General features: G+C 64.7%; 15 protein-coding genes. 8 read left to right on the forward strand and 7 right to left on the reverse strand.

Annotation, left to right across the window (positions count from 1 at the left end; genetic code table 11):
• The first annotated feature begins 16 nt into the window (after positions 1–16).
• A complete protein-coding gene (locus tag E5554_RS15195; RefSeq protein ID WP_136187308.1) occupies positions 17–1,516 on the forward strand; it encodes an AarF/UbiB family protein in 1,500 nt (499 codons plus the stop codon).
• A 31-nt stretch (positions 1,517–1,547) separates the two neighbouring features.
• Here E5554_RS15195 and topA read toward each other — a convergent pair whose 3' ends face one another.
• The 5 genes from topA to E5554_RS15220 form a co-directional block, all read right to left on the reverse strand.
• Entirely contained in the window at positions 1,548–4,130 is a 2,583-nt protein-coding gene (topA, locus tag E5554_RS15200) for a type I DNA topoisomerase (protein WP_136187309.1), read from the reverse strand.
• Between the two features lie 95 nt (positions 4,131–4,225).
• Positions 4,226–4,753 (reverse strand): FHA domain-containing protein, encoded by a 528-nt coding sequence (locus E5554_RS15205; RefSeq protein WP_136187310.1) that lies wholly within the window; start codon positions 4,751–4,753, stop codon positions 4,226–4,228.
• On the reverse strand, positions 4,754–5,836 hold the full coding sequence (gene dprA / locus E5554_RS15210; protein ID WP_136187311.1) for a DNA-processing protein DprA: 1,083 nt from the start codon (positions 5,834–5,836) through the stop codon (positions 4,754–4,756).
• A complete protein-coding gene (gene plsY, locus E5554_RS15215; protein WP_125997587.1) occupies positions 5,833–6,447 on the reverse strand; it encodes a glycerol-3-phosphate 1-O-acyltransferase PlsY in 615 nt (204 codons plus the stop codon). The genes dprA and plsY overlap by 4 nt, the downstream gene beginning before the upstream one ends.
• A gap of 168 nt (positions 6,448–6,615) precedes the next feature.
• The gene (locus E5554_RS15220) at positions 6,616–7,158 is read right to left on the reverse strand and encodes a sugar O-acetyltransferase (protein ID WP_136187312.1); all 543 of its coding nucleotides are present in this window, start codon (positions 7,156–7,158) and stop codon (positions 6,616–6,618) included.
• A 99-nt stretch (positions 7,159–7,257) separates the two neighbouring features.
• Between E5554_RS15220 and murI the strand changes: the two genes are divergently transcribed.
• From murI to E5554_RS15235, 3 genes are all read left to right on the forward strand, one after another.
• Entirely contained in the window at positions 7,258–8,061 is an 804-nt protein-coding gene (gene murI / locus E5554_RS15225; RefSeq protein WP_136187313.1) for a glutamate racemase, read from the forward strand.
• A gap of 183 nt (positions 8,062–8,244) precedes the next feature.
• Positions 8,245–9,471: a 5-aminolevulinate synthase gene (hemA, locus tag E5554_RS15230; protein WP_136187314.1), complete on the forward strand. Its 1,227-nt coding sequence runs from the start codon at positions 8,245–8,247 to the stop codon at positions 9,469–9,471.
• A gap of 326 nt (positions 9,472–9,797) precedes the next feature.
• On the forward strand, positions 9,798–10,376 hold the full coding sequence (locus E5554_RS15235) for a hypothetical protein (protein WP_037506670.1): 579 nt from the start codon (positions 9,798–9,800) through the stop codon (positions 10,374–10,376).
• 38 nt (positions 10,377–10,414) lie between these two features.
• Here E5554_RS15235 and E5554_RS15240 read toward each other — a convergent pair whose 3' ends face one another.
• The gene (locus E5554_RS15240; protein WP_136187315.1) at positions 10,415–11,059 is read right to left on the reverse strand and encodes a class I SAM-dependent methyltransferase; all 645 of its coding nucleotides are present in this window, start codon (positions 11,057–11,059) and stop codon (positions 10,415–10,417) included.
• On the reverse strand, positions 11,056–12,279 hold the full coding sequence (locus E5554_RS15245; RefSeq protein ID WP_136187316.1) for a DUF3419 family protein: 1,224 nt from the start codon (positions 12,277–12,279) through the stop codon (positions 11,056–11,058). The genes E5554_RS15240 and E5554_RS15245 overlap by 4 nt, the downstream gene beginning before the upstream one ends.
• A gap of 132 nt (positions 12,280–12,411) precedes the next feature.
• On the opposite strand from E5554_RS15245, the gene E5554_RS15250 reads away from it, so the two are divergent.
• The 4 genes from E5554_RS15250 (at position 12,412) to E5554_RS15265 (ending at position 16,772) form a co-directional block, all read left to right on the forward strand.
• The gene (locus E5554_RS15250) at positions 12,412–13,404 is read left to right on the forward strand and encodes a ligase-associated DNA damage response exonuclease (protein ID WP_136187317.1); all 993 of its coding nucleotides are present in this window, start codon (positions 12,412–12,414) and stop codon (positions 13,402–13,404) included.
• A 94-nt stretch (positions 13,405–13,498) separates the two neighbouring features.
• A complete protein-coding gene (locus tag E5554_RS15255; protein ID WP_136187318.1) occupies positions 13,499–15,109 on the forward strand; it encodes a cisplatin damage response ATP-dependent DNA ligase in 1,611 nt (536 codons plus the stop codon).
• 27 nt (positions 15,110–15,136) lie between these two features.
• Positions 15,137–15,484: a GFA family protein gene (locus tag E5554_RS15260; RefSeq protein ID WP_136187319.1), complete on the forward strand. Its 348-nt coding sequence runs from the start codon at positions 15,137–15,139 to the stop codon at positions 15,482–15,484.
• An 82-nt stretch (positions 15,485–15,566) separates the two neighbouring features.
• Complete coding sequence (locus E5554_RS15265) at positions 15,567–16,772, forward strand: saccharopine dehydrogenase family protein (protein WP_136187320.1); 1,206 nt, start codon at positions 15,567–15,569, stop codon at positions 16,770–16,772.
• Positions 16,773–16,782: the final 10 nt, after the last annotated feature.

A 16,782-nucleotide genomic window follows, 5' to 3' on the forward strand; every position in this document is an offset into this window, starting at 1 on the left:
CGGTCGTTGAGCCATCATGCTCAAGACCATCATGGTGGCCACGCGGGATCGCGCACGACTGGCCGAGATTACCAGCGTCGCGACCCGCTTCGGCCTCGACATGCTGCTCGCCCGGCTGGGACTGGCGAAAGGCGATGACAGCGCCGCCGCCGATCCGCCCGACCTGCCCCGCCGCACCCGGCAGGCAATGGAAGCGCTCGGCCCGACCTATGTGAAGCTCGGCCAGATCCTCGCCACCCGGCAGGATCTTCTGCCCGAGGCGTGGATCGCCGAATTCGGCAAGCTGCACAGCGACGCGCCAACCCTGCCCTTCGATCAGCTTCGCCCACGCCTCGAAGCGGTGTTTGGCGAACCGGTCGAAACCGCCTTCGCCCGCTTCGACACGGCGCCGCTCGCCGCCGCCTCCATGGCGCAGGTCCATCGCGCGACCCTAACCGACGGGCAGGAGGTGGTGGTCAAGATCCGTCGCCCCGGCATCCGCAAGGCGATGGAGGCGGACCTGCGCCTCATCACCCATCTGGCCGGCGTCGTCGAAGCAAGCAGTCGCGAGGCGCGCCGTTTCCAGCCGCAAGCGCTGGTGCAGCAATTGCTCGACACCGTGCTGGAGGAACTGGATTTCACCCAGGAAGGTCGCAATGCCGACCGGCTGCGCGAAGACCTAGCCGACAACCCGGCCGTGGTCATCCCGGCGATCCACTGGACCTATTGCGCGGAAACCGTGCTGGTGATGGATTATATCGACGGCGTGCCGCCGCGCGACGGCGATGCCTTGCGCGCTGCCGGCATCGATCCGGCCGCGATCGCCGACCTCGGTGCCGCGCTGGTGCTCGACATGGTGCTGGTCCATGGCCGCTTCCATGGCGATCCGCATCCCGGCAATCTTCTCTGCCTGCCCGGCGACCGGCTCGCCTTGCTCGACCTTGGCCTGATCGGTCATGTCAGCGCGCGGCGGCGGCAGGAATTCCTGTCCTTCATCCTCTCGCTGCGCTCCGGCGACGCGCGCACCCTGGCCGACACGCTGCTGGTCTGGTCAAAGGCCAGCGCGCCCGATCCCGGCCAGGTGCTGGACGCCGCCGAGCAACTGGTCGCGCGCCATGGCAGCGGCCCGCTGGTGCTGACCCGCATGGTCGCCGACTTCTTTCCGCTGCTGCGCAAGGAGGGGCTGGTGCTGCCGCCCGACCTCGCCCTCATCTTCAAGGCGCTGATCACGATGGACGGGGTGCTGGGTGCGATCCAGCCCGGCTTCGACCTGTCGCAAGCCCTGCAGAAGGCGCGCGGCCGCCTGGTGATGAACCAGGTCGCGGCAGCCCATGCCCCGGAAAAGACCGTTGCCCTGCTGCTTGAGCTCTCGCGCATCGCCGACGACGCCCCGCGCCTGCTGCGCGCGCTGACGCGCCGACTGGAGGCAGACGCAACACCAGCCACCCCGTCCCCATCGGACCAAGGCAGCAAATGGATCGCCGCCGCCATCCTGGCCGCCGGCACCCTGATCGCTGCCGCCCATAATTGGGGCTAGCCCCGCAGCAAGCGACCAGGGCGATGGCGGATTATTCCGCCGCCGCCTTCTTCTTGGCCGGCGCCTTCTTGGCGGCGGGCTTCTTTTCGCCCGCTTCCTTCTTCGCCGCGGGCTTCTTGGCGGCGGCCTTCTTCGCCGGTGCCTTCTTGCCCTTCTTGGCCGGGGCGGCCGCTGCGCGCGCGTCGATCAGTTGGGTTGCTTCCTCCAGCGTCAGCGCATCCTGCTCGATCGTCTTGGGCAGGGTCGCGTTGGTCGTGCCGTCGGTGACATAGGGGCCATAGCGGCCCGCCATCAGCTTGATCTCCGCCTCGGTGCGCGGATGCTTGCCAAGCACCTTCAAGGGCTCGCGCGACGATCCGCCACGCCCGCCCTTGTTCGCCGCATCGGCGAGCTTGGCGACGGCCATGTTCATGCCCACCTCGAAAATCTCGGCGGTCGAGGACAGCCGGCCATATTTGCCGTCATGCAGCAGGTAGGGACCGAAACGGCCGATATTGGCAACGATCGGCAGCCCGGTTTCCGGGTGCAGGCCGACTTCGCGCGGCAAGCTCAGCAGCTTGATCGCCCAATCGAGCGTCATCTCGCCATCGGGCAGATCCTTGGGGATCGACCCACGCTTGGCCTCCTTGCCCTCGCCCATCTCGATATAGGGGCCGAAACGGCCAGACTTCTTGACGATGTCCTGCCCGGTCTCGGGATGCTGGCCCAGAATTTCGGGGCCGGTATCGGCGCCATCGCTGCCGCCCGGCTGGCCGAACTTGCGGGTATATTTGCACTCGGGATAGTTGGAGCAGGCGATGAACGCACCGAAGCGGCCACCGCGCAGCGACAGCTGGCCATCGGCGCAGAGCGGGCAGGCGCGCGGATTGCTGCCGTCCGCCTTGGGCGGGAACAGCATCGGCTCCAGGAACTTGTCCAGCTCGGCCGTGATGTCGGACGGCTTCTGCTCCATGATCTCGGCGGTCTTGGGCTTGAAGTCCTTCCAGAAGGCTTCGAGCACCTCCTGCCACTGGGCACGGCCGCCGGAAATCTCGTCCAGCTCGTCCTCAAGGCCCGCGGTGAAGTCATAGGAGACATAGCGCTCGAAAAAGCGCTCCAGGAAGGCCGTGACGAGACGCCCGCTTTCCTCGGCGAAGAAGCGGTTCTTCTCGACGCGGACATAGTCGCGGTCCTTCAGCACCTGCAGGGTCGAGGCGTAGGTCGACGGGCGACCGATACCCAGCTCTTCCAGCTTCTTGACCAGCGAGGCTTCGGAATAGCGCGGCGGCGGCTGGGTGAAATGCTGTTCGGCGCTCACCTTCTTCTTGGCCGGCGCGTCGCCTTCGCTCAGGCGCGGCAGCAGCTTGCTGTCGTCGTCTTCCGCGTCGTCGCGACCTTCTTCGTAAAGGGCGAGGAAACCGGGGAAGATCACCACCTGGCCGGTGGCGCGCAGCGTGTGGCTGCCGCTGCCGTCGACCATGTCGATGGTGGTGCGTTCCAGCCGGGCCGAGGCCATCTGGCTCGCCAGCGCGCGCTTGAAGATCAGGTCATAGAGGCGCGCATGATCGCCACCACCGACCTTGTCGCGATGGAATTCGGTCGGACGAATGGCTTCGTGCGCTTCCTGCGCATTCTTCGCCTTGGTCTGATATTGGCGTGGCTTTTCGGGCAGGTAGCCGCCGTCATAGCGCTCCGCGATCGCCTTGCGCGCGGCCGAGATGGCGCTGCCGTCCATCTGCACGCCATCGGTACGCATATAGGTGATCGCGCCATCCTCGTAGAGCTGCTGCGCGATCCGCATCGTGTGGCTGGCCGAAAAGCCGAGCTTGCGCGCGGCTTCCTGCTGCAGGGTCGAGGTGGTGAAGGGCGGTGGGGGATTGCGGGTGAGCGGCTTGGTCTCGACCTTGTCGACGGTGAAGCGCCCGGCCTCCACGTCCGCCTTGGCCGCCATGGCATCGCCTTCCTTGCCGATGGTCAGGCGGTCGATCTTCTCGCCCTTCCAGCGGACGAGGCGCGCGGTGAAGCCCTGCCCGCCCTGCTCCATCTCGGCCGAGATCGACCAATATTCCTGCGGCACGAAGCTTTCGATCTCGCGCTCGCGCTCCACCACCAGCCGCAGCGCGACCGACTGGACGCGGCCCGCCGACTTGGCGCCGGGCAGCTTGCGCCACAGCACCGGCGACAGGGTGAAGCCCACCAGATAGTCGAGCGCACGGCGCGCCCGATAGGCATCGATCAGATCCTCGTCCAGCGCGCGCGGCTTCGCCATCGCGTCCAGCACCGCCGCCTTGGTGATCGCGTTGAACGTCACCCGGTCGACCGTCTGCGGCAGCGCCTTCTTGGCGCGCAGCACTTCCTGCACATGCCAGCTGATCGCTTCCCCTTCGCGATCAGGGTCAGTCGCCAGGATCAATCGCGTGGCCTTCTTCGCCTCGTCGGCGATGGCCTTGAGCTGCTTGCCCTTGTCGCCATAATTTTCCCAGGACATGGCAAAGCCATTGTCGGGATCGACCGACCCGTCCTTGGGCGGCAGGTCGCGGATATGGCCGTAGCTGGCCAGGACATGGAAATCCCCGCCCAGATATTTCTCGATGGTCTTCGCCTTGGCCGGCGATTCGACAATGACAAGTTGCATTCAGGCCCCGGTTTGGAAGTCTCTCACGTATACGCGCGAGTTTGATCGAGTGACCTAACGAAGGTCAACAGCGGACACGCTTGGCGCGAGCTAGCTCATTTGATCAGGCTAGAACAATGGACTTTCTGGAAACGAAGAACATAATCTCCAACGACCACAGTGTCGCCGTCATCCAGCTCCACGCTGCCGCCCGCCCTCACCTCTCGTCCATTCACATGCACACCGTTGGTTGAGCAATAATCTTCAAGAAACACATGCTCCCCCTCCGATATCAAGCCACAATGGAAGCGAGATATGTCATCAGCGCTCAACATCAGATCATTCCCTGGATCCCGTCCGATTGTAACCCTCGAATTCAGCGCAACAAAAAGAACTATTCCTTTATGCACGACCCTTTCAGGTGGCTCGCTTTGAATTTTTAATATTCCTACAGCAAAGCGTCTTTGCGCCCCTTGGGAAGTATTCGGATCCAGCAACAAGCGTGTAATTTCTATCGCGATCTCGCCCCTACGTTTGCGATTCTCCTTGCTCACCGTTCGATAGGCAACAAAAATGCTGGCGCAGGCAGCGATCAGCGCTGCCGAAAGTGTTCCCCATATCGGCAATGCTATCAATTCTAACATTTAGCTTACACTCACTTTCCCACCCGCCTGCCGTTCCAGCCCGCCCGCCAGTTCCAGTTCCAGCAGCACCGTCTGGACGATAGCGGGCGACAGGCCGGACAGGCGGATGACCTCATCCACCGCCACCGCGACCGGTCCCAGCAGCGCGATCACTGCCGCGCGGTCGGCATCGGCGACATCGCTCGACACCGGCTGGCCGATGAAGTCGAAACTGCCCTGCCGCACCATCCGGGGATCAAGCCCGCCGACCGCCTCCAATATATCGTCGGCATTCTGCACCAATGTCGCGCCCTCGCGGATCAGCAGGTTGCAGCCCTGGGCGCGCGGGTCGAGCGGCGATCCCGGCACCGCCATCACCTCGCGCCCCGCCTCGGTCGCCAGCCTTGCGGTGATCAGCGACCCGGACTTGGGCGCCGCCTCCACCACGACCGTGCCCAGCGCGAGGCCGGCGATGATCCGGTTGCGCGCCGGGAAATGCCGGGCGAGCGGCTGGGTGCCGGGCGGATGCTCGGTCACCAGCAGGCCGCGCTGCGCGACATCCTCCTGCAAGGCGCCATTTTCGGGCGGGAAGCCGATGTCGATGCCGCTGGCGATCACGCCGATCGTGCCGCTGTCGATCGATCCGCGATGCGCTTCGGTATCGATACCGCGGGCCAGGCCGGACACGACCACCGCGCCGCGATCGCCCAGCTGCTGCGCCAATATCCGGGCAAAGCGGCAGGCCGCCGCCGACGCGTTGCGCGCGCCGACCATGGCGATGCAAGGCCGGCCCGCGATCGCGGCATCGCCGCGCACGATCAACGCCGGCGGCGCGCCCTCCATCTCAGCCAGCAGCGCGGGATAGTCGGCATCGCCCATCAGCAGATAGCGGGCGCCGATCGCGCGGGTCGCGGCAATCTCCCGCTCGATCGCAGCTCCATCGGCCACCCGCGCCTCGCCCCCGCCGCGCGCCGCAAGCATGGGAATGGCGCGCAGCGCCTCGGCCGCGCTGCCGAAGCGCGCGAGCAACTGGCGGTAGCTGACGGGGCCGATCCGGGGGGATCGGATCAGGCGGAGACGGTCGAACCGCTCCTGCCCGCTCACTCGGTGGTGGCTTTCTGCTTGGAACTGCCGACCTTGGGCTCCTCGCCCTTCATCAGCCTGGCGATATTGGCGCGGTGCCGCCACAGCACGATCAGCGCGAGCGCCAGGCTGACCGGCACCAGATCGATCCGGCCAAAGGCAAACATGGCGATCGGCGCGCTGACTGCGGCGGACATGCCGCCGACCGACGACCATTTGGTGCCGAACAGCGCGCCCAACCACACGACCGCAAAGACGATGCCGGCCGGCCAATACATGGCCGTCACCACGCCCATCATCGTCGCCACGCCCTTGCCGCCGGCAAAGCGCAGCCAGACGGGGTAGCAATGGCCGATGAACGCCATGGCGCCCGCCATCGGCCCGCCACCATCCACCAGCGCCGCGCCGATCAGCACCGCCGCCGCGCCCTTGAGCAGGTCGAGCAGCAGGGTCGCTGCCGCCAGCCCCTTGCGCCCGGTGCGCAGCACATTGGTCGCGCCGATATTCCCCGACCCGATCTGGCGCAGGTCGCCAGCGCCGGTGAAGCGCGTCAGCAGCAGGCCAAAGGGGATCGAGCCGAGCAGATAGCCCAGCACCAGGACAAAAGCGGGAAGCAACCAGGGAGGTGTCATGAAATTCGCCGATAAAGCGTTTTCAAAGCAGGTGGAACAACTGCTGACTCGGAAAACGCGGTACATCAAAAGACCAGAACAGGACAGCCGATGCAATCGGCCGGCCTGTTCTGATTGTTGCGCGCGACCATAGCGTGACAGGCGCGCGGAGCAATGGGCAGTATCGGTTTACCGCACCCGCGCGGGATTGCCGACCACGGTTGCACCGGCCGGCACGTCGCGCGTCACCACGCTGCCCGCGCCGATCAGCGCATCGTCGCCGATCGTCACGCCGGGCAGGATGATCGCGCCACCACCGATCCACACATTGCGGCCGATACTGATCGGCACGCCCCATTCGATGCCGGTGGCGCGCTCGGCCGGATCGCGCGGATGACCGGCGGTCAATATCTGTACTCCGGTGCCGATCTGCGTGCCGTCGCCGATCGTCACCGGCACGACATCCAGGATGACGCAGTTGAAGTTCAGGAACACGCCCGCGCCCAGGAAGATGTTGAAGCCATAGTCGCAGTGGAAGGGCGGCCGGATCGTCGATCCCGCCCCCAGCGCGCCCAGCCGCTCGCGCAGCAGCACCTCGCGCTCGGGCGGCAGGGTCGCGTTGAAACGCTGCATCCACGCCGCTGCGGCCAGTTGGTCCGCGATGATTTCCGGGTCGCTCGCATGATAGGGCTCACCCGCGATCATCTTCTGCTTCATGCTGGGCTGCGTCATCCTGTTCTCCTTCGATCGGCCCGCGAGGTGGCAGCGACCGGCCCGCTTTGCAAGCACCGGGCGTTGACACTCCCGCCCCATGCCGCGACACAGGCGCGCATGACGGTCGCACCAGACGCTCCCATCCTTTTCTTCGATTCCGGCGTGGGGGGGCTGTCCATCCTCGCCCCGGCCCGCGCTGCCTTGCCGAACGCCCCGGTCGTCTATGCGGCCGACAGCGCCGGCTTCCCCTATGGCACAAAGAGCGAGGCGGAGATCGCGGCGCGCGTGCCCGCCCTGCTCGGTCGGCTGGTGGAGCGCTATCGCCCGCGCCTCGCCGTCATCGCCTGCAACACCGCCTCGACCATCGCGCTGCCGCATGTCCGCGCCGCGCTCGACATTCCGGTGGTCGGCACCGTCCCGGCGATCAAGCCGGCGGCACTATTGTCCAAAAGCCGGGTGTTCGGCGTGCTGGGCACCAATGCCACCGTGCGCCAGCCCTATGTCGACCGGCTTGCCGCCGAACATGGCGCCGACTGCACCGTGCTGCGCCATGGCAGCGCCGCGCTGGTGCAACTGGCCGAGGCGAAGCTGCGCGGCGAAACGCTCGATCCCGCTATCGCCCGTGATGCGCTGGCGGGGCTTCTCGACCAGCCGGGCGGCGATCGGATGGACATGGCCGTCCTCGCCTGCACCCATTTTCCGCTGGTGGAACAGGAACTTGCAGCCGCCGCGCCGCATCCGATGGGCTTCGTCCATGGCGGCGAAGGAATCGCTCGGCGCATCGCCTTCCTGACCGATGGCCAACCCTGGCCGGACACGCCCTCGCCCGGCATCGCCGTCTTCACCCGTGTCGATGACAAGGTCGATGCGCTGCGCGACGCTCTTGCCGGCTATGGCCTTGATCGCATCGACGCGCTCTAACCCCAGGGGGTAGGCCATTTGTCCAATGGCAAAGCGTTTCGATCACACTGATAGGGAATCTGCGTATCGTTGCGAGCGGTTATCGCTGGCAATGGCAGGCGCGCGCAGGTAAATGCACTCCTCAGGCAGAGGATGGCGCGACCATAGAAGAACCGGCGCGCGAGCAACGGGAAGAACGGCGTAGTGAATTACAAGCATATCTTTTCGCAGGCGATCGACCGGCTCCACAGCGAGGGCCGCTACCGCGTGTTCATCGACATCCTGCGCAACAAGGGCGCGTTCCCCAACGCCCGCTGCTTCCACGGCCATAACGGCCCGAAGCCGATCACCGTCTGGTGCTCGAACGATTATCTCGCCATGGGCCAGCATCCCAAGGTGGTCGCCGCCATGGAGGAAGCGCTCCATGATGTCGGCGCCGGATCGGGCGGCACCCGCAATATCGGCGGCAACACCCATTATCATGTCGATCTGGAAGCGGAACTCGCCGATCTGCATGGCAAGGAGGCGGCTCTGCTCTTCACCTCGGGCTATGTCTCGAACGAAGCGACGCTCTCGACCCTCGCCAAGATTTTGCCGGGTTGCATCATCTTTTCGGACGAGCTGAACCACGCCTCGATGATCGCGGGCATCCGCAATTCGGGCTGCGAAAAACGCGTCTTCCGTCACAATGATCTCGATCATCTGCGCGAACTTCTCGCCGCCGAAGATCCCGAGGCACCCAAGCTGATCGCCTTCGAAAGCGTCTATTCGATGGACGGCGACGTCGCGCCGATCGCGGAAATCTGTGACCTGGCCGACGAGTATAACGCGCTCACCTATCTCGACGAAGTCCATGCCGTGGGCATGTATGGCGCGCGCGGCGGCGGCATTTCGGAGCGCGACGATGTCGCCCATCGCCTGACCATCATCGAAGGCACGCTGGGCAAGGCGTTCGGCGTGATGGGCGGCTATATCGCCGCCGACCAGATGATCGTCGACGTGATCCGCAGCTATGCACCCGGCTTCATCTTCACCACCTCGCTCTCGCCCGTGCTGGTCGCCGGCGTGCTGGCGAGCGTGCGGCACCTGAAGGGCTCCAGCGCCGAGCGCGAAGGCCAGCAGGCATCGGCCGCCAAGCTCAAGCAATTGATGCGCGACGCCGGCCTGCCGGTGATGAACTCGGTCACCCATATCGTGCCGCTGATGGTGGGCGATCCGGTCAAGGCCAAGCGGATCAGCGACATCCTTCTCGCCGAATATGGCGCCTATGTGCAGCCGATCAACTATCCGACCGTGCCGCGCGGCACGGAACGGCTGCGCTTCACGCCCGGCCCGGCCCATAATGAAGAGATGATGCGCGACCTGGTGTCGGCACTGGTCGAAATCTGGGACCGGCTGGAACTGGAACTGCTGGAACGCCAGGCAGCCTGACCGGACAGGAACGGGGCGGCCGATCGCAGCGCCGCCCTGTCCTATCCGCGCAAAAGCCGCTATGACGAGCCAGGCCGAAGCTATCTGTTCCGACGCCCTTCCCGCAACAAGATGTCCTACATTGGATATCAAATGTCACAATGTGCGGGAAATATGCGAAGTTAAGCGCGCCCTTTCCTACAAATCCAACAGGGCCGGCGCCCGTGTCCCCTCAGGATCATCCGTCCAATTACAGGCCGGCCTGCAAATTACTGTGGGGCACACATATATAGTTGACGATCCCAACATCACTTCCCCATCTAACCTGCTCAAGAAGGGGGAATATCATGTTGATCAGGGATTTAGCCAAGAGCGGCGCATGTCTGGCGCTGGCGATCGCCATGCCGGCGCAAGCCGCGCAAAATGGCATAACCTATGACTGCGATACAGCAGCCAATCATTATTCCGATCTGGTGCTGCCAACGCCGCAAGGTCCATTCACCGTCCGTGGACAGCTCAGGCTCAATCAGGTCGCCTCGTCGGATCAATATGTGCCGATGACCGGCATTGCGATCGCCGATGCGCTGGACGCACCCGGTGCCAGTTCCAAGGATGCCGCCGGCTTCAAACTGGTTGCCATGCACGCCAGACTTCTGGGCGTGAAGACCAAGGACAAGGATGCCGTGCTGCAATTTCAGCAGTGGAACGAGGTCAAAGGCGGGACCGAAGTCGCGCACGACCCCATCCCTCTTCCCGACACCCAGAATGGGGGCGCCTTTTCGCTCAGCTATGACGGCAAGTCCGTCACCGTGGAATTTGCCGGTCAGCGTCGGGACATCCCCCTCACCGCCGCAACACCGGTGGTTCGCCTGACCTGCTCGACGGGTGAATTTCTCTACACCGACCTGATCATTCAGGGTCAGTAATCTATAGCGCCGCCTCCCATGAACAGGAGGCGACGTCATCAGACCCGGATCAGCCCGCCCCTGACTGCATAGCCGCGATAGAGCGTCCGGACATGGGGAAAGCCGCCCATATCCTGGGCCAGTCGGTTGATCGCGCCGTTGAGTTCGCGCCGAGGCGAGACGTGGAACCGCTCCAGCCAGCCGAACAGCGCCCGTTTCCAGAGCGCAGGCAGTTCGTCCTGCTGGCCGAAATCCACGATCTCCAGCTTGCCGCCGGGCGCCACGCAGCGCGCCGCCTGGACCAGCGCCATTTCCCATTCGGGGATCATCGATAGCGCATAGCTGATGAACACCCGCTCGAAGCTTGCCCGACCGAACAGCGCCTGCGGATCGAAGCCGCAGGCATCGCCCTGCGCCAATGTCACCCGATCCGCCATGCCCGCCCTGATGACCGAGGCGCGCGCCGTATCCAGCATCGCTTCGCTGATATCGACGCCATAGAGCCGCACCCTGGGCCAGGCCTTGCCCACCGCAATCAGGTTGCGGCCAGTGCCGCAGCCAATCTCCAGCACCGCGCCGCCGGCGGGCGGATCGAGATCGGCGATCAGCCCGTCGCGGCCCAGCAGATAATATTTCCGGGTCAGGTCGTAAATGTGCCGCTGGTAGCGATAGACCCCGTCCATCAGCTGCCCATGGCCACTCATGCGTCGACGCCCTTCAGCACATAGAGATGCACGCCGCCATAGATGGCCGACCGGTCGCGCGCGGTATAGTCGCGCGAGGCTTCGGCGCGATAGTCCCAATGGGCCAGCACGTCATCGGCGACCCGGCCGGGCAGGATGCTCGGTTCGCCAGCCGTGCGGAACAGCACGCGGGCACCCGGCTTGGCCGTCCGCGTGATCTGCGCCCACAGCGCGTTCAACTGCTCGTCATCCATCCAGTCCTGCGCATCGAGCAGGATGTAGCGGTCGCACGATCCCGCCGGCTGGCTGGCGAGGAAGTCGGTGAAGTTGATGTGGCGTACGTCGACCCGCTCGGCCCGGTCGCGCACCGAGCGATGATTGGCCGCCTGCAGGTAGGGCGGCAACGGCCCCTCACCACCTGCATAACCCCGCCCAAAAGCCTGCACGGCGAAATAATTGTCCTTGAGGTCGAAGTCGCAGGCCAGCTTCCTGAGCCGCGCTTTCAGCACATTGTCCATCCGGTCGTCGCCGGCCAGTGCCTCGAACTGCGCGGGCGGGATGCCGAGACCGAACAGTGAGGCGGGCTGGCTGGTCAGCCAGCGGACAAAGCCCTTGTCGAAGATCGGCGCCAGTTCGCGCTCGAAGATCGCCAGTTGCTCCTCGCGGCTCTGCGCGTCCAGCATCCGCTTGGGGTTAACGCCATGCAGCCGAGCGAGCAGATGGGCTGCGCCGATGAAACGGCCAAGCAGGCCATGCCTGTAGATGCCCCGCGCAAAGCCACCGATACGGCGGCGACCGGTCATGTCGCGGCCTTCCCAATAGCGGCGCGTCGCCTCATCCAGACGCGGCGCCACAATCTCGCGATAGGCGGCGATGTTCGCCTTGTCGTCCGCCCGCGCGAAGAAGCGATGGAAGGCGGCATGATCGGGCAGCGTCTGCGCCGCCATCAGCTTCAGCCGGTTGAGCGCGATATGGGCGGTGTTGAGGTCGACCGCGGTGATCTTCGCCGGATCGGCGGTCAGGTAGGACAGGACATTGCAGCCGCCCGACGCGATCGTCACCACATGGCTGTCGGGCGTGATCGCCAGCGCTTCCATGTCGACGGCCGGATCTTCCCAGATCTGGGCATAGACCAGGCCACGGAAGGCGAAAGTGAAGGCGCGTTCCAGCAGCCCCTGCTTCGACAGATGGCGGTGACGATGCACCGCGTTGGTGACTTTCTTGTGGGCCGATGCGGCCATGGGCGCACTCCTCGCTGCCGGGTCGTTCGGTCGGCCGATAGGGCAGGCGCGTGTCGTGCGCATGACCGCTGGGTTACGCCATGATGACGCCCCTTGCGGAACCCAGAGCACCTCTCCCATCTTCTGCATCTGATGGCGCACTGGATCGAACCCCACCCCACCGGCATCTATGTCCGCCCCGCCGATGCGTGGATCGACCCGTCGCAGCCACAGGAACGCGCGCTTGTCACCCATGGCCATGCCGACCATGCGCGCGGCGGCCACGGCCATGTCTGGGCCACACGCGAAACGCTGGCTATCATGGCGCTGCGCTATGGCACGGCCAGCGGCACGGCGGTCAGCTATGGCGAGGAGATCAGGCTGGGCGGCGTCACCATCCGCTATGTCCCCGCCGGCCATGTGCTGGGATCGGCGCAGATCATCCTCGATCATGCCGGCGAACGGGTGGTAGTGACCGGCGACTACAAGCGCCGCCCCGACCCCACCTGTCTGCCGTTCGAACCGGTCCCTTGCGACATCTTCGTGACCGAGGCGACCTTTGGCTTGCCGGTCTTCCGCCATCCCGACACCGGCAGCGAAATGGACCGGCTGCTCCACGCGCTCCATGCCAATCCCGATCGCTGCGTGCTGGTCGGCGCCTATGCGCTGGGCAAGGCACAGCGGGTGATCTGCGAATTGCGGGCGCGCGGCCATCATGACCCCATCTATATCCATGGCGCGCTCGAACGCATGTGTGCGCTCTACCAGGATTTCGGGGTCGACATGGGGAAGTTGCGCGGCGCGACTGGCGTGCCGGCCAAGGATATGCGCGGCGCCATCGTGCTGGCGCCACCCTCCGCACTCAACGATCGCTGGAGCCGCCGCCTGCCCGACCCCATTGCCGCCATGGCGTCAGGCTGGATGCGGGTGCGCCAGCGCGCCCGGCAGCGCAATGTCGAACTGCCTTTGGTCATTTCCGACCATGCCGACTGGGACGAGCTGACCGACACGATCCGCGAGGTCGCGCCGAGCGAAACCTGGATCACCCACGGCCGCGAGGAAGCCCTGCTCCACTGGTGCATGACCCACCAATATCGCGCCCGCGCGCTCGCGCTGGTCGGTCGCGAGGATGAGGAGGAAGGGTAATGAATATCGCATCACCACCTCCGTTCGGTTCGAGCCTGTCGAGAACCGGTGCGCATGGGTTCTCGACAGGCTCGAACCGAACGGGACAAGACGGATGAGGCAATTTTCCCAACTGCTCGACGGCCTCGTCTACACCCGCTCGCGCAATGGCAAGCTGGCGCTGATCGCCGCCTATATGCGCGCGGCGCCCGATCCCGACCGGGGTTGGGCGCTGGCCGCGCTGACCGGCAATCTCGACCTCAAGGCGGTGAAGGCGTCGGCCATTGGCGAGATGATTCGCGCCCGCACCGATCCGGTCTTGTTCGAGATGAGCCGCGACTATGTCGGCGACCTGGCCGAGACCGTCGCCCTGCTCTGGCCCCGCCCCGGCAATGAACCGACCGAACTGGACGACGGCTCGCTCAGCCTGTCCGGCGTCATCGACCGGCTGCACAATGTCAGCCGCGCCGCCGCACCGGATGCGCTGGCGCAGATGATGGACCATCTCGACGCATCGGGCCGCTTCGCCCTGCTGAAACTCGCAACCGGCGGCCTGCGGGTGGGCATTTCCGCCCGCCTTGCCAAGACCGGTTTCGCTCAGGCCTTCGACCTCGACGTCGATGATGTCGAACAGGTCTGGCACGCGCTCGCTCCGCCCTATACCGCCCTGTTCGACTGGGCCGAAGGCCGCAGCGCCCGGCCCGATCCGGAAGGCACGCCCTATTTCCGTCCCTTCATGCTCGCCCATCCGCTGGAAGCCGACAGCGTCGACCTCGCCGACTATGCCGCCGAATGGAAATGGGACGGCATCCGCATCCAGATCGTCGGCACCGGCCCAAAACATGGGAACGAGACCCGCCTCTACAGCCGCGCGGGCGACGACATAACGGGCAGCTTCCCCGAAATCGCCCAGGCCTTCACCGGCCATGCCGTGCTGGACGGCGAATTGCTGGTGAAGGGAGAGTTTCAGGGCGCCAAAGAACATGGAGGCGCTGCCGCCAGCTTCAACGCCCTGCAACAACGGCTCGGCCGCAAGGCAGTGAGCGCGAAAATGATGAACGATTATCCCGCCTTCGTCCGCCTCTATGACCTGCTGATCGAGGGCGACGACGACCTGCGCGCCCTGCCCTGGACGCAGCGTCGCGCGCGCCTCGAAGCCTATATGGCGCAGCTATCGCCCGACCGCTTCGACCTGTCCGCCGTCATCGATGCACCCGATTTCGCGGCGCTGGCCGACATCCGCGCCGGCGCCCGCGATGCCGCGATCGAGGGCGTGATGCTCAAGCACCGCGACAGCCCCTATGTCGCCGGGCGCAAGGCCGCGCTCTGGTACAAATGGAAGCGTGATCCGCTGACCGCCGACTGCGTCATGATGTATGCCCAGCGCGGCCATGGCAAACGCTCCTCCTTCTATTCGGATTACACATTCGGCTGCTGGACAAAGGATGGCGAGCTTCTACCGGTCGGCAAGGCCTATAGCGGCTTCACCGACGAGGAACTCAAATGGCTCGACCGCTTTGTCCGAGGCAATACGGTGAACCGCTTCGGCCCGGTGCGCGAAGTCGAAAAGACGCTGGTGCTAGAAGTCGCCTTCGACTCCATCCATGACAGCAAGCGCCACAAGTCCGGCCTCGCCATGCGCTTCCCCCGCATCGCCCGCATCCGCAAGGACAAGCCGGCAGCGGAAGCCGATACGGTCGAGGGATTGAAGCGTCTGGTCAGTTGACGCATAAGGACCAGAAGGAGAACGAGGATGGCCTATTGCGGAAGCTGCCATTGCGGCGCCGTCACCTTCACCGTCGATGCCGACCCGCCCAGCGAGGCGATGAGCTGCAACTGCTCCCATTGCGGCCGCAAGGGCTTCGTCCTGACCTTCGTTCCCGTCGACCAGTTCCGCCTCGACAGCGGCGCCGATCAACTGACTGACTATCTCTTCTACAAGCACGCCATCACGCATCAATTCTGCAAGACCTGCGGGACGGAAGCCTTCGCGCTCGGCAAATCGCCACAGGGGGACATGCGGGCGATCAACCTGCGCTGTGTGCCCTCGATCGATATCGACGCGCTGACCATCCAGAAGGTGGATGGGGCCAGCTTCTAACTCTGACTTTGCTCTGTCACGCGACGCCCCTATATGGGCGCTTTCGCGCGTCCGGCGCGACCACAGTTATGGAGCAGTTGAATTGAGCAAGGTTCTGGTCATCGGCGCAGGCGGCGTCGGGTCTGTCGCGGTCCACAAGATGGCGATGAACCCTGATATTTTCAGCCACATCACGCTGGCCAGCCGCCGCATCGTCAGCTGCGAGAAGGTCGCCGAATCGGTCAAGAAGCTGGTCGGCGTGGATATCGACGTGGCCCAGGTCGACGCCGACAATGTCGAAGAGACCATCGCCCTCATCCAGAAGATCCAGCCCAAGCTGGTCGTGAACCTCGCCCTGCCCTATCAGGATCTGGCGATCATGGACGCGTGCCTCGCGACCAAGACCGACTATCTCGACACCGCCAATTACGAACCGCGCGACACCGCCAAGTTCGAATATAGCTGGCAGTGGGCCTATCAGGAGCGCTTCAAGGAAGCCGGCATCATGGCGCTGCTGGGTTCGGGCTTCGATCCGGGCGTCACCAGCGTCTTCGCCAGCTACATCAAGAAGCATCTGCTCGACACGATCGACACGCTCGACATTCTCGACTGCAATGGCGGCGACCATGGCCAGCATTTCGCCACCAACTTCAATCCGGAAATCAACATCCGCGAAGTGACCGCCCCGTCGCGCCACTGGCTGAACGGCGAATGGGTCGAAGGCCCGGCATTGAGCCACAAGCAGGTGTTCGACTTCGATCAGGTCGGCGAAAAGAACATGTACCTCATGTATCATGAGGAACTGGAAAGCCTCGCTACCCACTATCCCGAAATCAAGCGCATCCGCTTCTGGATGACTTTCGGCGACGCGTATCTCAAGCATCTCGAAGTGCTGCAGAATGTCGGCATGACCCGGATCGATCCGGTCATCTACAATGGCCAGGAAATCATTCCGCTGCAGTTCCTGAAGGCCGTTCTGCCCGAACCGTCGAGCCTGGGCTCGACCACCAAGGGCAAGACCAATATCGGCGACATCGCGACCGGCCAGAAGGATGGCCAGGAAAAGACCGTCTATATCTATCAGGTCTGCGACCATGAGGACGCCTATGCCGAAACCGGCAACCAGGCGGTCAGCTACACCACCGGCGTGCCGGCGATGATCGGCGCCGCCATGATGCTGACCGGCGCCTGGAAGGGCGAAGGCGTGTTCAACATCGAGCAGTTCGATCCCGATCCCTTCATGGACATGCTCAACAAGCATGGCCTGCCCTGGCAGGTGAAGGAACTGGACGCGCCGCTGGCCTTCTAAGCGACACGCG

Source organism: Sphingobium sp. PAMC28499 (assembly GCF_004795815.1).
Lineage (GTDB): Bacteria > Pseudomonadota > Alphaproteobacteria > Sphingomonadales > Sphingomonadaceae > Sphingobium > Sphingobium yanoikuyae.

Coding starts and splice junctions, on each gene's coding strand:
- E5554_RS15195 (WP_136187308.1), top strand. CDS start 17: ATGCTCAAGACCATCATGGTGGCCACGCGGGATCGCGCACGACTGGCC.
- topA (WP_136187309.1), bottom strand. CDS start 4,130: ATGCAACTTGTCATTGTCGAATCGCCGGCCAAGGCGAAGACCATCGAG.
- E5554_RS15205 (WP_136187310.1), bottom strand. CDS start 4,753: ATGTTAGAATTGATAGCATTGCCGATATGGGGAACACTTTCGGCAGCG.
- plsY (WP_125997587.1), bottom strand. CDS start 6,447: ATGACACCTCCCTGGTTGCTTCCCGCTTTTGTCCTGGTGCTGGGCTAT.
- E5554_RS15220 (WP_136187312.1), bottom strand. CDS start 7,158: ATGACGCAGCCCAGCATGAAGCAGAAGATGATCGCGGGTGAGCCCTAT.
- murI (WP_136187313.1), top strand. CDS start 7,258: ATGACGGTCGCACCAGACGCTCCCATCCTTTTCTTCGATTCCGGCGTG.
- E5554_RS15235 (WP_037506670.1), top strand. CDS start 9,798: ATGTTGATCAGGGATTTAGCCAAGAGCGGCGCATGTCTGGCGCTGGCG.
- E5554_RS15240 (WP_136187315.1), bottom strand. CDS start 11,059: ATGAGTGGCCATGGGCAGCTGATGGACGGGGTCTATCGCTACCAGCGG.
- E5554_RS15245 (WP_136187316.1), bottom strand. CDS start 12,279: ATGGCCGCATCGGCCCACAAGAAAGTCACCAACGCGGTGCATCGTCAC.
- E5554_RS15250 (WP_136187317.1), top strand. CDS start 12,412: ATGGCGCACTGGATCGAACCCCACCCCACCGGCATCTATGTCCGCCCC.
- E5554_RS15255 (WP_136187318.1), top strand. CDS start 13,499: ATGAGGCAATTTTCCCAACTGCTCGACGGCCTCGTCTACACCCGCTCG.
- E5554_RS15260 (WP_136187319.1), top strand. CDS start 15,137: ATGGCCTATTGCGGAAGCTGCCATTGCGGCGCCGTCACCTTCACCGTC.